The following is a 13652-nucleotide window of genomic DNA, read 5'->3' as shown; positions in this document are numbered from 1 at the left end:
CATGCACGAGGTGCTGCGAGCGCTGATCCGCCGGGACCGCGCCGTCGACCAGGAGCTGTGGGGGTCCTTCTGGGACCAGCTGCGGGACGGCGCCCTGCGGCCCGGCGAGACGGTGGCGCTGCTGTCCTCGCTGTCCACCCGGATGCCCGACCGGGACACGCTGGTCGCCATGCTCCGCTCGCTGGACGAGCGGCGGCCGGCCGTCACCGCGCGGCTGGACGGCACGGCCAACATCGTCGGCACCGGAGGCGGGCCGGCCACGTTCAACATCTCCACCGCGGCGGCGTTCCTCGCCGCGGCCCTGGGCGTCCGCGTCGTCAAGACGGGCTCCCGCGCCTACACGGGCACCTGCGGCTCCCACGACCTGCTCGACCGCCTCGGCATCGGACGGACCACCTCGTACGAGCGGACCGAGGAGCGGCTGGAACACTTCGGCATCGCCTTCCCGGGGACCTTCGTCTACCCGCGGGAGGTGGCGCTGCTGGCCCGGAGCATCGTGCCGATGGACCTGCGGATGATCGGCGGGTTCATCAACTCCGTCGGGCCCTTCCTGGCCGCGGTGCCGGTCTCCGCCCAGCTCGTCGGCGTCTCGGACCGTTCACTGCTGCCGGCGCTGGGCCAGGTCGCCGCCACCGTCACCGACCGGAGGATCTGGCTCTGCTCCAACGAGCTGGGCGTCGACGAGCTCGTCGGCTCCGTCGACAACCTCCTCCTCCCCAATGACGGCACCGACCCGATCCACCTGCCGGCCGAGGCTCCCGCGAGCGCGACCGACACGATCGCCGAACTGCGGCCCGCCACCGGAGGAGAAGACGTGATCGAGCACTTCCTCGGCGTGCTCTCCGGAACGGGGACGGCGCTCGCCACCCGGACCGTCTGCCTGAACGCCGCCGCACTGGCCGTCGCGAGCGGGCTGATCGACGGGTGGCCGGAGGCGATCCGGGCGGCCGAGGACGCCCTGCACGGCGGCGCCGCCCGCGACCTCGTCGACCGCCTCCGCACCCGACCGGCGCGTGCGCGGTGAGCGGGTTCTTCGCCCGCCGGCCACCGGACCGGCCCGGCCTGGCCGTGTTCCTCAACGCCGGGGACCCCCCGCTGCCCGTCCTGGCCGACGTGATGCGGATGCTCGACGACTGCCGGGTGGACTGCCTGGAGCTGGCGGTGCCCTTTCCGAACTCGGTCACCGACGGGCCCGTCATCCGCCGCTCGGCGCAGCGGGCCCTGGCCGACGGCGTCGGACTCGACGAGGTGCTCGACTTCCTCGCCGGGGTCCTGCCCGGGCTGCGCCACCTGCGGGTGGCCCTGCTGGCCGACTGGAGCCACACGGTCAGGGCCCCGACCGTGCCCGGCTTCGTCCGGCGGGTCGCCGACGCGGGCGTCCACGGGCTGCTGGTCCACGGACTGCCGCCGCGGCTGCGGGCCGGGTGCCTCGACGCGGTGCGGGCGGCCGGGCTGCCCCTGGTCGCCACCTGCTACGCCGCGTCGGCGCCCGAGGTGCGGGCCGCGGCAGCCGACTGCGCCACCGCGTACCTGTACCTGGTGGCCCACTACGGCCGCAGCGGCGGCGGGCTCACCGCCGACCACCGGGAGCTGGCCGCCGCGCTGGCCGCGCTGCGGACGAGGACCACCGCACCGATCGCCGTCGGGTTCGGCGTCCGCTCCCGGGCGGACATCGACCTGCTGCACGGCCTCGGCGCCGACGCCGCGGTCGTGGGCAGCGCCGGGGTCGCCCGGATCGAGCACGCCCTCGCCGAAGGGGCCGACGTGGTCGAGGAGTTCCACACCTTCATCCAGACCGTTTCGCCGTACTCACCAAGCCGCCAGGAGGCACACCGATGATCGTCCGACACCTTGCCGACGTGAAGACCGTGGACTGGGGCAACGGGCTCAGCCGCAGGTTCCTGCTCGAGTCCGACGGCCTCGGCTACACGATGACGGACACCACCGTCCGGGCCGGCACCAAGTCGCGGCTGGAGTACCGCCGCCACCTGGAGGCCTGCTACTGCATCGAGGGGAAGGGCGAGGTCGTGGACACCGACGGCACCTCCCACCCGCTGGAGCCGGGCACGCTGTACGCACTCGACCGCAACGACGCCCACTTCCTGATCGCGAGCCCGGAGGAGGACCTCCGCCTGGTGTGCGTGTTCTCGCCCGCGTTGCGCGGCGACGAGCGCCACAACCTGGACTCGGCCGACTTCTCCGAGTACTGACAGGGACGGACAGATGATCAGGTGGAACGCCGACCAGCTCGCCCTGGGCGAGGGGATCGCCCAGTGGTGCGAGGAGCTCAGCTCCGGCCATCTCGAAGGGGACTCCGAAGGCGCCTTCCCGTGGGACAAGTGGAAGCTGATCCAGAGGTCCGGGATCCTCGGCCTGCCGTTCGACGAGCAGTGGGGCGGGCTGGGCCAGGACCTGCTCACCACCATGCACGTGCTCGAACGGCTCGGCACCGGGTGCCGTGACGGCGGACTGAACTTCTCGGTCGCCACCCACCTGGTCGGCGTCGGGGTCCCGCTGCAACGGTTCGGCTCGCCGGAGCTCAAGGCGCGCCATCTGCCGGGGATCTGCTCGGGAGAGACGATCGGCGCGCACGCGATCAGCGAGACCGAGAGCGGCTCCGACGCGCTGGCGATGAGGACCACGGCCACCCGCGAGGGCGACGACTTCGTCCTGCGGGGCGGCAAGTCCTTCATCACCAACGGCCCGGTGGCCGACGTGTTCGTGGTGTACGCGCGCACCCATCCGAGCAGCGGCCCGCTCAGCATCACCGCCTTCGTCGTGGAGCGGGACACCCCGGGCCTCGTCATCGGGCCGCCCGTCGCCACCATGGGGCTGCGGACCGCGCCGCTGAGCGAACTGCACTTCGACGACTGCCGGATCCCCGCGTCCGCCGTGATCGGCCGGGTCGGCTCCGGGTTCCTGGTCCTGGACCACGTGATGAAGTGGGAGATCCTCTGCTCCTTCGTCATCAGCACCGGGCAGATGCGCCACCGGCTCGACCGCTGCGTCGAGTACGCCAAGGAACGCGTCCAGTTCGGCAGTCCGATCGGCTCGTACCAGTCGATCTCCCACAAGCTCGTGGAGATGAGCATCGGCCTGGACACCGCGCGGAAGTGGCTCTACGACACGGCCGTCCGGCTGACGCAGGGCGAGAACGTCACGAGGGACATCGCCGTCAGCAAGCTCCTCGCCAGCGAGAGCAACCTCTCCTCCGCCCTGGCCGCCGTGCAGATCTTCGGCGGCAGCGGCTACCTGGCCGAGTACGGGCTGGAGAAGGACCTGCGCGACGCGGTCGCCGGCCCGATCTACTCGGGCACGTCGGAGATCCAGCGCAACCGCGTCGCCGCCATGCTGGGGCTGTGACGCCCGATGCTGCTCAAGATCTGCGGAGCCGCCTCGGCCGAGGACGTGGCCTCGCTCGACCGGGCCGGAGCCGACCTCGTCGGCCTGTGGCACGGCGTCCCGAGGGGTCACGCCGACCTGACGCTAGATCAACTCACTGTGGCGGCCGACGCTGTCCATCGAACCGCGCGACTGCGCCCGGTCCTCGTGACCTTCCTCAACGACGCCGAGGCGCTGCGCGCGGCGACGGCCGCGGCCCGGGTGCCGTGGGTCCAACTCCACGGCTACCAGCCGCCGGGACTGGTCCGCGCCCTGAAGGGCAGCACGGACCTCATCGTGGTCAAGGTGCTGCACCTCGGTGCGGACACCCGCGCGGAGCGGTCCCTGATCCCGGCGTACGAGCGGGCGGGAACGGACCTCTTCCTGCTGGACGCGGTGGCCGGGGACGGCCGGATCGGCAGCACCGGGCAACCGGCCGACTGCGCGGCCGTCCTCGGGATCGCGGACCGCCTCTCGCGCCCCTTCCTGCTGGCCGGCGGCCTCTCGGCCGACAACCGGGAGGCCTACCGGGCGGTGCTGGACCACCCCCTCTTCCTGGGCATCGACGTGGACACCGCGGCCAGGGACCCCGACGGACGGCTGAGCACCGAGCGGGTCACGGCCGTACGGCGCGGCTGGCGGGTGCCGGACGGCGCCGGGGCGGCCGGGAGGCCCGGATGACGGCCGCGTTCATCGAGGCGCTGCTGGACGCCCGCCGACCGGTGATCATGGAGCTCAAGCGCCAGGACGCCGCCGGGCAGGACCTGTTCGGCGACAGGTCGGCCGCCCGGCTGGTCGCCGACTACCAGGAGGTCGGCGCCCCCTGCCTGTCCGTGGTGACCGGGCGGTGGTTCGGCGGCACCCCGGAACTGCTGCGCGAGGTCGTGGCGGCGACGGACCTGCCCGTACTGCAGAAGGACTTCATCACCCGCCGGAGCCAACTGCACCAGGCCCGCGAGAGCGGCGCGGCCGCGGTCCTGCTCACCGCCGCGCTGCTGCCGCGCGCCACCCTGGGCCACCTGGTCGAACTCGGCCTGAGCCTGGGCCTGACGCCGTTCGTCGAGGTCGTCACCGAGGAGGAGATCAGCCGTGTGCCACGCGCCGAGGAGTGCGTGATCGCGGTGAACAACAAGGACATCGGCGACCGCGAACGCGGCGCCGGCGACCTCGGGCGGAGCTCGGCCCTCCTGCCCGCGGTGCTGGGCAGCGGCACCCGGTGCCCGGTGAGCGCCGGGGCCGTCCGCTCCCCCGAGGACGCGGCCCGCCTGCTCCAGGAGGGCTTCGCCGGTGTGCTCATCGGGACGGGCCTCCTGCGCGCCCCCAGCCTGCCGGCCTGGCTGGACGGCCTCGACGCCCGCCGTGGCACCCGCGCCGACCCTCGCCACGAACCGGCTCCACCCCCAACCATCGACATCCGGAGGTAACGGCATGACCAGCGAAGCACCCGAGCAGTGGAAGGTCGTCGTCAACGACGAGGAGCAGTACTCGATCTGGTCCGCCGACCGCGAGACCCCGGCGGGCTGGCACGAGGACGGCGTACGGGGCGCGAAGGACGACTGCCTCGCGCACATCGAACGCGTCTGGACCGACATGCGCCCCCGCAGCCTGCGCCTGCGGTCCGTCCCGGAGGAGGGTGGTGCGCAGTGAGCCGGACGCTCGCGCCGCACGGTGCGCGCCCCGCGACCGGGCCCGTGCTCTCCACCACCCTGAACCTCCCGGAGTGCCGGGCCCGGGGCTGGGTCGTCGTCGACTCCATGGTCGACGGCCTGGCCATGGGCGGCACCAGGATGACCCCGACGGTGACCGAGCGGGAGCTGGCCGGGCTCGCCCGGGCAATGACCCACAAGCTGGCGCTGGTCGGCCTGCCCATCGGCGGCGCCAAGGCCGGCATCGCCCCCGATCCCGGCGCCGCTGTCGAACGGCGGGCGGTGATGCGGGAGTTCGGCCGCGCCGCGGCCCCGCTGCTGCACGGCGGGGTGTACCTGGGCTGCGACCAGGGCACCACCTACGCCGACCGGCGGCAGGCCTTCGAGGCCGCCGGGTACGACGTCACCCGCCGCCCCGGCACCACCCGCCTCACCGTCGGCTGGGCCGAACTGTGGGACCACATGGCCGACATCACCGGGTTCGGCGTGGCCGTCGCGGTGCTCGGCGCCCTGCGCGCCTCCGGTGCGCGGACCCCGCAGCGCGTCGCGATCCAGGGCTTCGGCACCGTCGGGCGCGCGGTGGCCGACCACCTGGCCGCCCACGGCCACCTGGTGGTGGCGGTGGCCGACGTCCTGGGCACCGTCGAGGACCAGCGCGGACTGCCCGTCGCCGAACTCACCGCGCTCACCAGCAGCGACGGCACGATCGACCGGAGCCGGCTGCCCGCCCGGGTCACGGTTCACGGGCCCGGGCAGGCCTGGCTGCACGTCGACGCCGACGTGCTGGTGCTGGCGGCCTCCCCCGCCGCGGTCGACGAGGAGGCGGTGCCGGCGGTCCGGGCCCGCCTGGTGGTCGAGGGCGGAAACCTGAGCTGCACCGAACCGGCCCGCCGACTGCTGCGCGAGGCCGGCCACACCGTCCTGCCGGACGTAGTGGTCAACGTCGGCGGGGCGGCGGCGACCGGGTGCGTGCTCACCGGGCTGGCCCCGTCCGACCTGCCGCTCCCCAAGCTGTCCGGGTGGCTGCGCGACTGGGTCGCCGGCCGGGTCGCCAGGAACTGCGAGCTGGTGCAGGAGCTGAGCGCCTCGGGCAGCGCCGACCCGGTCGCCCAGCTCCTCGGCTCGCGCGCGACCCCGCCCGGCGCCACCGGATCGGAGGTCCCGGCCGACCGGTGACCGGGCCGGCGGACGCGCCGCCCCGCGGAACGCGGCCTCGCGGCGGGGCGGCGCGGCGCGCCGGCTACTTGACCGAGCCTGCGGTGAGCCCGGAGACGACGTGGCGCTCGATCACCGCGAACAGGACGACGACCGGCACGATGGCCACCAGCGAGGCGGCGAACACGTAGTTCCACTGCACGCTGTAGGCGCCGATCATGTTGTTGATGCCGACCGTGAGCGGCTGCCGGTCGGGCGAGTTGGTGAGGGTCAGGCCCATGATGAACTCGTTCCAGGCCGAGATGAACGTGAAGATCACGGCGGTGACCACGCCGGGCAGCGCCAGCGGCAGGGTGACACGGAACAGCGCGCCCATGCGCCCATTGCCGTCGATCATCGCGGCCTCCTCCAGCTCCCTGGGGATGGAGCCGATGTAGGCGCTCAGGATCCAGATCGCGAAGGCCAGGTTGAAGGCGGCGTTGGCGAGCACCAGGACGATCGGGGTGTCCAGCAGGTCCAGTGCGAAGAACTCCCGGTAGAGGCCGACCTGAAGGGCGGTGGGCTGGAACATCTGGGTGACCAGCACCAGCAGCAGGAAGGCCCTGCGGCCGCGGAAGCGCACCCGGGCGGTGTAGTACGCGGCGGGCAGGGCGACCAGCAGCACCAGCAGCGTCGAGCCTCCGGCCACCAGCAGGGTGGTCCGCAGGTTCTGGCCGAGCGTGGTGTCCGTCCAGACCCTGGTGAAGGCGGAGAAGTCGAAGTGCGTCGGCAGGTAGGAGTTGTCCCGCAGCTGGCCGGCCGGGCGTCCGCCGGTGATCAGCATCTCGACGTACGGGAGCACGAAGAGAGCGGCGAGCGCCCAGGCCAGCGCGGTGAGCAGGACGGTCCGTGCGCGCGGGCGGTGCTTCGCCGGCGGCGACTGCGGGGTGGTCACCGGCCCTCCTCCCCGTTCCAGCGGCTGACCTTGAGGAAGACGGCCACCATGAGGACCACGACGACGAAGTTGACCACGGACATCGCGGCGGACTCGGCGACGTCGTAGCCGCGCAACATGTACATGAACACGGTGGTGGTGGCGGTGTCGGCGTTCGGGCCGCCCTGGGTCATGCCCCAGATGACCGGGAAGGAGTTGAAGACGTTGATCAGGTTGATCACCAGACCGACCAGGAAGGCCGGGCGCAGCAGCGGCAGGGTCACCTTGCGGTAGGTCTGCCAGGGCGTGGCGCCGTCGACCCTGGCGGCCTCGTGGACCTCCTCGGGGATGGTCTGCAGGCCGGCCAGCAGGGTGTAGGTGGTGAACGGCAGTGAGACGAAGACGGCGACGAGCACCAGCCAGGGCTTCGCGTGGGCGGCGTCGCCGAGCCAGGCCTGGGAGCGGTCGATCAGGCCGAGGTCGAGCAGCAGCCGGTTGAACACGCCGGCGACCTGGTCGAGCATCCAGCGGAAGCCGATCGCCGTCATCAGTACGGAGGCGGCCCAGGGCGCGACGAGCGCCCAGCGGGTGACGCGACGGCCGGGGAAGTTCCGGTTGAACAACTGCGCCAGCGCGAGCGAGATCAGCATGGTCAGGCCGACGACGACGACCGTCCAGACGACGGTCCAGGTCAGCACTCCGGCCAGGCGGGGGTCTCCGAAGAGCTTGCGGTACTTGACCAGGCCGGCCGGGCCGTGGTCGGTGCCGGTGGTGTCGATCTTCCGCAGTGAGGTGGCGACCATCTCGACGACCGGCCACACGACCACGCCGAGGATGAGCACGATGGCCGGGGCCAGCCACGGCAGTGGCCCGAGCCGTTCGAACAGGGCACGGCGCCCGGGTGCGGGGCCCGGGGCCGACGGACGCCTCGGCGGCGCGGCCGGCCGGGCGGGTTCGCCGGGCCGGGCGTCTGTGCTGCTGGGGAATGACACGGTGTCGGGATTCCTTGTTCGCTCGTCCGGGTCACTCACCGGCCTGCTGCGCGGCCTTCTGGAGCGCGTCGAGGGTCTTCTTCGGGTCGCTGACCGCGCTGCCGATCTGCGTCTTGATCTGCGCGGAGACCGCCGGCCAGGTCGGGTCGCTGAGGGGGTAGAACGTGGCGGTGGGCAGGATCTGCAGGAACGGTGCCAGGGCCTGCTCGTCCGGGTCTGCCTGGAGCGCGGTGAGCGCGGACCGGGTGACCGGCAGCAGGCTGTACTCCTTGTCGAACCTCACCGCGTTGTCCCGGCCGTAGGCGAAGTCGAGGAAGGCCTTGATCTGTTCCTTGTGGCCGCCCTTCCTGAAGGCCATCATCCAGTCGGCGACGCCGAGGGTGGCCTTTCCGGTGCCGTCCTTGCTGGGCATCGCGGTCCAGGTGACGTCCATGCCCTTGAGGTCGTTCAGCTGGGTGGGGATGCCGTTGAGCATGCCGACCTTGCCGGAGGCGAAGTCCTTGGCCAGGTCGGTGCGGTTGACGGAGGCCGGGCTCTGCTCGGTCAGGCCGGCGTCCACCCAGCTCTTGAGCTGCCCGAAGGTGTCGACGTTGGCCTGCGAGTTGATGCTGTACCGGCCCTTGGCGTCCTGGTAGCCGCCGTGGTTCTCCAGCATCCAGATGAACGACTCGCCCTGCGCCTCCTCCTTGCCCAGCGGCACGCCGAGCGGGATCTCCACGCCGGCGTTCTTCAGCGCGGTGGCGGCGGTGGTGAGGTCGGCCCAGGTCCTGGGCGGGGCGGCCGGGTCGAGGCCGGCCTTCCTGAAGAGCTCGTTGTTGAACAGGAACATCCGGGCGCTGGAGATGAACGGGATGCCGTACCGGGTGCCGTCCTGCTCGCCGGCCTGCGCCATCGCGGGGAGTAGGTCCGCCGCGGTGCTGCCGGAGAGGACCTCCTGGGCCGGGTAGAGCTGGCCGTTCTTGGCGAAGTCCGCGTAGCCGCCGGTCTGCAGGACGTCCGGCTGGTTGCCGTTCTGCACCATCGTCTTGACCTGGGTGTCGATGTCGTTCCAGTTGATGACCTGGAGGTCGACCTTGATCTCGGGGTTCTGCTGCTCGAAGGCCGAGATCACGCCCTGCCAGTACGCCTGACTCGGGTTCTGGCCGTTGGAACCGTAGTCGGCGGCGACGAACCTGATCGTCGTCACCCCGTCGGCGGAGGTCGAACCGGAGGCCGAGCCCTTGCCGCATCCGGACAGTGCGAGCGTTCCGGCCAGGGTGGCCGCGGACAGGGCGAAAAGGCGCCGCTTCATCTCTGGTACCGCCTTTGCGAGTGGGGGCCGACCCCGCGGTGGCCCGGGTGGGGGATGGTGCGACCTGCACGAAGCTGCGCTGCATGACCACTGTTTGCTCAACATCGAGCAGATACGCCGAACTGAGTTTGCCTCGCCGGCCGGGTGCCGCAAGGCACTCGGTGGATCAGTATTGCTCACAGATGACGCGTTGGGCTATGAATAGAGCAGTTTCAAGCAGATGCTTGCAGCGGAAAGCGGCGCCCGGTGCGGACCTGTCCCCGAGCGCGCCGCCCATGCCCCCAGCGAGGAGAGCCAGATGAGTCACGTCGAACGGGAGATCGCCAGCCAGCCGGAGTGCTGGCGCAGGGCACTGGAACTGGAGCCCGCAGGACTGCCCGAGCACGGCGAACGGGTGGCCGTGATCGGCTGCGGCACCTCGCTCTACATCGCGCAGGCGTACGCGGGCCTCCGCGAGGGTGCCGGCCTCGGTGAGACCGACGCCTTCGCGGCCTCCGAGTTCCCGGCGGCCCGGGCCTACGACCGTGTCGTCGCCATCACCCGCTCGGGAACCACGACCGAGGTGCTCGCCGCGCTGCAGCGCTGCGGCGGGACGCCGACCGTCGCGCTCACCGGCGACCTCGCCACCCCGATCGGCACGGCCGCCGGCACCGTGGTCGACCTGGAGTTCGCCGACGAGAAGTCGGTGGTGCAGACCCGCTTCGCCACCACCGCGCTGGCGCTGCTGCGCGGCCGCCTCGGGCTCGCCCCCGCCGACCTGGCCGCCCACGCCGAGCGGGCGCTGGCCGCCCCGCTGCCCGAACGGGCCACCGAGGCGGGCCAGTTCACCTTCCTCGGGACCGGCTGGACGGTCGGCCTGGCCCACGAGGCGGCCCTCAAGCTGCGCGAGGCCTCCGGGTCGTGGACCGAGTCCTACCCGGCCATGGAGTACCGGCACGGCCCGATCAGCGTCACCGGCCGCGGCAGCGTGGTGTGGTTCTTCGGCGAGCCACCGACCGGGCTGGTCGACCAGGTCGAGCCGACCGGCGCCGTGCTGTCGGTGAGCGCGCTGGACCCGATGGCCGACCTGATCCGCGCCCAGCGGCTCGCCGTCGAACTGGCCAAGGGCCGCGGCCTGGACCCCGACCAGCCGCGCAACCTCACCCGCTCCGTCGTGCTCACCCGGCCGTGACCGCGACGGCGATCGCCCTCGACGTCGGCGGAACCCACATCAAGGGCGCGGCGGTGGCCGCGGACGGCCGCCTCCGCCACACCGGGCGCTGGTTCACCCGCGCCGAACGCGGGCCGGAGGCCGTCCTCCAGACCGTCCTCGACCGCGCCGCCGAACTCGCCGGGCGCTTCCGCCCGGCCGCCGCGGGGATCGCCGTGCCCGGCATCGTCGACGAGGCGGCCGGCACCGCGGTGCTGGCCGCCAACCTCGGCTGGCGGGACCTGCCCGTCCGGCAGCTGCTGTCCGAACACCTGGGCATCCCGGTCGCGTTCGGGCACGACGTGCGGGCCGGGGGCATCGCCGAGGCCAGGGCCGGCGCCGGCCGCGGCAGCCGCGACTTCCTCTTCGTACCCGTCGGCACCGGGATCGCCGCCGCGCTGATGGTCGACGGGCGGCCGCTCACCGGCAGCCACACCCGGGCCGGCGAGCTGGGCCACCTGGTGGTGCGTCCCGGCGGCGAGCCGTGCGCCTGCGGCCGTCGCGGTTGCGTGGAGACCCTCGCCTCGGCGGCCGCCGTCGCCCGCCGCTACACCGCCGCCACCGGGGAGGCGGGCGTCACCGCCGAGCAGGTCGGCAGGCGCGCCGCGACCGGGGACCGCACGGCCGCCACCGTCTGGCGGGAGGCCGTCGACGCGCTCGCCGACGGCCTGGCGAGCGCGATCACGCTGCTCGACCCCGAGCGGATCGTGATCGGCGGCGGCCTCGCCCGGGCGGGCGAGCCGTACTTCGCGCCACTGCGGACGGCACTGACGGCGCGGCTCTCCTTCCAGACGATGCCGGAGCTCCTGCCCGCCGAACTCGGCCACGAGGCGGGCTGTTTCGGTGCCGGACTGCTCGCGCGGGACCTTCTGGGCGAGGGAGCGGCGGCGTGATCCTCACCGTCACCCTGAACGCCGCCCTGGACATCACCCACCACCTGGACCGGATGCGCCCGCACGGCAGCAACCGGGTCCGGGCGGTGGCCCAGCGCGCGGGCGGCAAGGGCGTCAACGTCGCCAGGATCCTGCACGCCCTCGGCCACCCGACCGTGGTCACCGGCCTGACCGGCGGCCTCACCGGCCGGGCGATCCGCGCCGAACTGGCGTCCGCCGGCCTGGCCGACCGCATGCTGGCGATCGCGGGCGAGTCACGGCGGACGGTGGCCGTGGTCGAGGAGGACGCCGGGGACACCACGATCCTGCTCGAACCCGGCCCGGTGGTGGGCGTCGGGGAATGGGCGCGGTTCCTCGACCACCTCGACACCCTGCTGCCGCACGCCGCGGCGGCGGTCCTCTCCGGCAGCCTGCCGCGCGGCGTGCCCGAGGACGCCTACGCCCACCTGCTCCGGCTCGCGCACGCGCACGGCGTCCCGGCGGTGCTCGACGCCGACGGGACGGCGCTGAGCACGGCGTTGGCGGCCGGACCGGCCCTGGTCAAGCCGAACGCGGAGGAACTCGCCGCCGCCACCGGCCTCACCGATCCGGTGGCCGCCGCCCGCAGGCTGCGGGCCGCGGGCGCCGGTGCGGTGGTCGCCTCGCTCGGCGCCGACGGCCTGGTCGCCGTCACCCCGCACGGCGGTTGGCGGGCCCGCTCGCCCGAGCGGCTGGCCGGCAACCCCACCGGCGCGGGCGACGCCGCGGTCGCCGCGCTCACCCTCGGCCTGGTCGGCGGTGAGCCCTGGCCCGACCGGCTGGCCGAGGCCGTGGCACTGTCCGCGGCCGCCGTCGCCGCACCGCTGGCCGGCGACTTCGACCCCGCCCTCCACCACGCCCTGCGGTCCCGCGTGGACGTCCGCCCCTTCGCCACCGAGGAGTCCGACCCATGCCCCTGAGCGGAACCGGCCCGATCGCCGCCGCCGCGGCCGAAGCCGCGTGCGGTGTCGGCGCCTTCAACGTCATCCAGCTGGAGCACGCCCAGGCGATCGTCGCCGGGGCCGAGGCCGCCGGTGCACCGGTGATCCTGCAGATCAGCGAGAACGCCGTGCGCTACCACGGCGCCCTCGGGCCGATCGGCGCCGCCACGCTGGCCGTCGCCCGGGCCGCGCGGGTGCCGGTCGCGGTCCACCTGGACCACGCCACCTCCGTGGAACTCGTCGGCCAAGCCGTCGAGTTGGGCTTCACCTCGGTGATGTTCGACGCTTCGGCGCTGTCGTACGGGGAGAACGTGCGGGCCACCGCCGAGGTGGTGCGCCGGTGCCACGCCACGGGCGTCTGGGTGGAGGCCGAACTGGGCGAGGTCGGCGGCAAGGACGGCGTCCACGCCCCGGGTGTGCGCACCGATCCGGCCGAGGCCGCGGCGTTCGTCGCCGCCGCCGGCGTGGACGCGCTCGCGGTGGCCGTCGGCACCTCGCACGCGATGCCCACCCGCGACGCGGCGCTGGACTTCGAGCTCATCGGACGGTTGCGCCGGGCGGTGCCGGTCCCGCTCGTCCTGCACGGCTCCTCGGGTGTGGCGGACGGGGACCTCACCGCGGCCGTGGAAGCCGGCATGACCAAGGTGAACATCGCCACCCACCTCAACCGGGTGTTCAGCACCGCCGTCCGCCGGGCCCTGGCCGACGACGCGCGGCTGGTCGACACCCGCCGCTACCTCGGGCCGGCCCGCGCCGCCGTCGCCGCCGAGGTCACCCGGCTGCTCGGCGTCCTCAAGGCGACGGCACCGGCGGCCTGAGCCACCACCACCGCCCACGGCCCGACCGGGACCACCACGACACACCACGGCCGCCCGTCCCCGCGTGGGGGAGGGCGGCCGTCGGCGTCGCTCAGGCGGGCTCGACGGTGGAGAACCTCTCGCCGCCGACGATCCACCGGCCGCGGCGCATCACCGCGACCAGGTCGTAGCCCTCCGAGTCGACCACGACCAGGTCGGCGAGCTTGCCGGTCTCCAGCGAGCCGATCGAGTCGCCCAGGCCGAGCAGCCGGGCCGGGGTGGCGGACAGCGACTCGACGGCCTGGCCGAGCGTCAGCCTCCCGACGGTGAGGGCTCTTCGGAACACCCGGTCGAGGGTCGCCGTGGACCCGGCGATGGAGCTGCCGTCCGGGAGCATGGCCACGCCGTCCTTGACCTCGACCTGGAGCGGGCCGAG

The 13652-nt window shown here is 73.4% G+C and carries 16 protein-coding genes; 12 read left to right on the top strand and 4 right to left on the bottom strand.

Features of this window, described 5'->3' with window-relative positions; all coding sequences use genetic code 11:
- Window position 1 precedes the first annotated feature (1 nt).
- Genes AMK13_RS36310 through AMK13_RS36275 form a run of 8 tightly spaced genes read left to right on the top strand, consistent with a single transcriptional unit; the run spans window position 2 to window position 6203 of the window.
- Window positions 2-1024 (top strand): anthranilate phosphoribosyltransferase, encoded by a 1023-nt coding sequence (locus tag AMK13_RS36310; RefSeq protein WP_074005829.1) that lies wholly within the window; start codon window positions 2-4, stop codon window positions 1022-1024.
- Entirely contained in the window at window positions 1021-1839 is an 819-nt protein-coding gene (gene trpA, locus AMK13_RS36305; RefSeq protein WP_074005828.1) for a tryptophan synthase subunit alpha, read from the top strand. The genes AMK13_RS36310 and trpA overlap by 4 nt, the downstream gene beginning before the upstream one ends.
- A complete protein-coding gene (locus tag AMK13_RS36300) occupies window positions 1836-2210 on the top strand; it encodes an ectoine synthase (protein WP_049650325.1) in 375 nt (124 codons plus the stop codon). The genes trpA and AMK13_RS36300 overlap by 4 nt, the downstream gene beginning before the upstream one ends.
- A gap of 13 nt (window positions 2211-2223) precedes the next feature.
- Window positions 2224-3363: an acyl-CoA dehydrogenase family protein gene (locus AMK13_RS36295; protein ID WP_074005827.1), complete on the top strand. Its 1140-nt coding sequence runs from the start codon at window positions 2224-2226 to the stop codon at window positions 3361-3363.
- A gap of 6 nt (window positions 3364-3369) precedes the next feature.
- Window positions 3370-4062 carry a phosphoribosylanthranilate isomerase gene (locus AMK13_RS36290; protein ID WP_074005826.1) on the top strand — a complete coding sequence of 231 codons (693 nt, stop codon included), beginning with the start codon at window positions 3370-3372 and terminating at the stop codon, window positions 4060-4062.
- Window positions 4059-4805, top strand: a complete 747-nt coding sequence (locus tag AMK13_RS36285) for an indole-3-glycerol phosphate synthase (protein ID WP_074005825.1) — start codon at window positions 4059-4061, stop codon at window positions 4803-4805. Before AMK13_RS36290 ends, AMK13_RS36285 begins: the two co-directional genes overlap by 4 nt.
- A gap of 4 nt (window positions 4806-4809) precedes the next feature.
- On the top strand, window positions 4810-5028 hold the full coding sequence (locus AMK13_RS36280; protein ID WP_049650321.1) for an MbtH family protein: 219 nt from the start codon (window positions 4810-4812) through the stop codon (window positions 5026-5028).
- On the top strand, window positions 5025-6203 hold the full coding sequence (locus AMK13_RS36275) for a Glu/Leu/Phe/Val dehydrogenase dimerization domain-containing protein (protein WP_074005824.1): 1179 nt from the start codon (window positions 5025-5027) through the stop codon (window positions 6201-6203). Before AMK13_RS36280 ends, AMK13_RS36275 begins: the two co-directional genes overlap by 4 nt.
- Window positions 6204-6267: 64 nt before the next feature.
- Here the strand turns inward: AMK13_RS36275 and AMK13_RS36270 are convergent, their stop codons facing one another.
- The 3 genes from AMK13_RS36270 to AMK13_RS36260 are packed head-to-tail and all read right to left on the bottom strand — an operon-like array spanning window position 6268 to window position 9378.
- Entirely contained in the window at window positions 6268-7116 is an 849-nt protein-coding gene (locus AMK13_RS36270) for a carbohydrate ABC transporter permease (protein WP_074005823.1), read from the bottom strand.
- Window positions 7113-8087, bottom strand: coding sequence for a carbohydrate ABC transporter permease (locus AMK13_RS36265; RefSeq protein ID WP_074005822.1), 975 nt, complete (start codon window positions 8085-8087; stop codon window positions 7113-7115). The genes AMK13_RS36270 and AMK13_RS36265 overlap by 4 nt, the downstream gene beginning before the upstream one ends.
- Window positions 8088-8118: 31 nt before the next feature.
- The gene (locus tag AMK13_RS36260; RefSeq protein WP_074005821.1) at window positions 8119-9378 is read right to left on the bottom strand and encodes an extracellular solute-binding protein; all 1260 of its coding nucleotides are present in this window, start codon (window positions 9376-9378) and stop codon (window positions 8119-8121) included.
- 298 nt (window positions 9379-9676) lie between these two features.
- Between AMK13_RS36260 and AMK13_RS36255 the strand changes: the two genes are divergently transcribed.
- From AMK13_RS36255 to AMK13_RS36240, 4 genes are read left to right on the top strand one after another with little or no spacing between them, the layout of a single operon-like run.
- Window positions 9677-10549 (top strand): SIS domain-containing protein, encoded by an 873-nt coding sequence (locus tag AMK13_RS36255; RefSeq protein WP_074005820.1) that lies wholly within the window; start codon window positions 9677-9679, stop codon window positions 10547-10549.
- The gene (locus tag AMK13_RS36250; RefSeq protein ID WP_074005819.1) at window positions 10546-11460 is read left to right on the top strand and encodes an ROK family protein; all 915 of its coding nucleotides are present in this window, start codon (window positions 10546-10548) and stop codon (window positions 11458-11460) included. Before AMK13_RS36255 ends, AMK13_RS36250 begins: the two co-directional genes overlap by 4 nt.
- Window positions 11457-12398 (top strand): 1-phosphofructokinase family hexose kinase, encoded by a 942-nt coding sequence (locus AMK13_RS36245; protein ID WP_074005818.1) that lies wholly within the window; start codon window positions 11457-11459, stop codon window positions 12396-12398. The genes AMK13_RS36250 and AMK13_RS36245 overlap by 4 nt, the downstream gene beginning before the upstream one ends.
- Window positions 12389-13237 carry a class II fructose-bisphosphate aldolase gene (locus AMK13_RS36240; protein WP_074005817.1) on the top strand — a complete coding sequence of 283 codons (849 nt, stop codon included), beginning with the start codon at window positions 12389-12391 and terminating at the stop codon, window positions 13235-13237. Before AMK13_RS36245 ends, AMK13_RS36240 begins: the two co-directional genes overlap by 10 nt.
- Before the next feature lie 91 nt (window positions 13238-13328).
- Here the strand turns inward: AMK13_RS36240 and AMK13_RS36235 are convergent.
- Window positions 13329-13652 (bottom strand): amidohydrolase family protein (locus tag AMK13_RS36235; protein WP_143204715.1); only part of this gene is annotated, 324 nt, incomplete at its 5' end.

The sequence above is a fragment of the Streptomyces sp. CB02056 genome (assembly GCF_001905545.1).
In the GTDB taxonomy this organism is placed as follows: domain Bacteria; phylum Actinomycetota; class Actinomycetes; order Streptomycetales; family Streptomycetaceae; genus Kitasatospora.
Note: the sequence above shows the minus strand (reverse complement) of the source record. Positions and strands in the feature narration are given on the sequence as shown.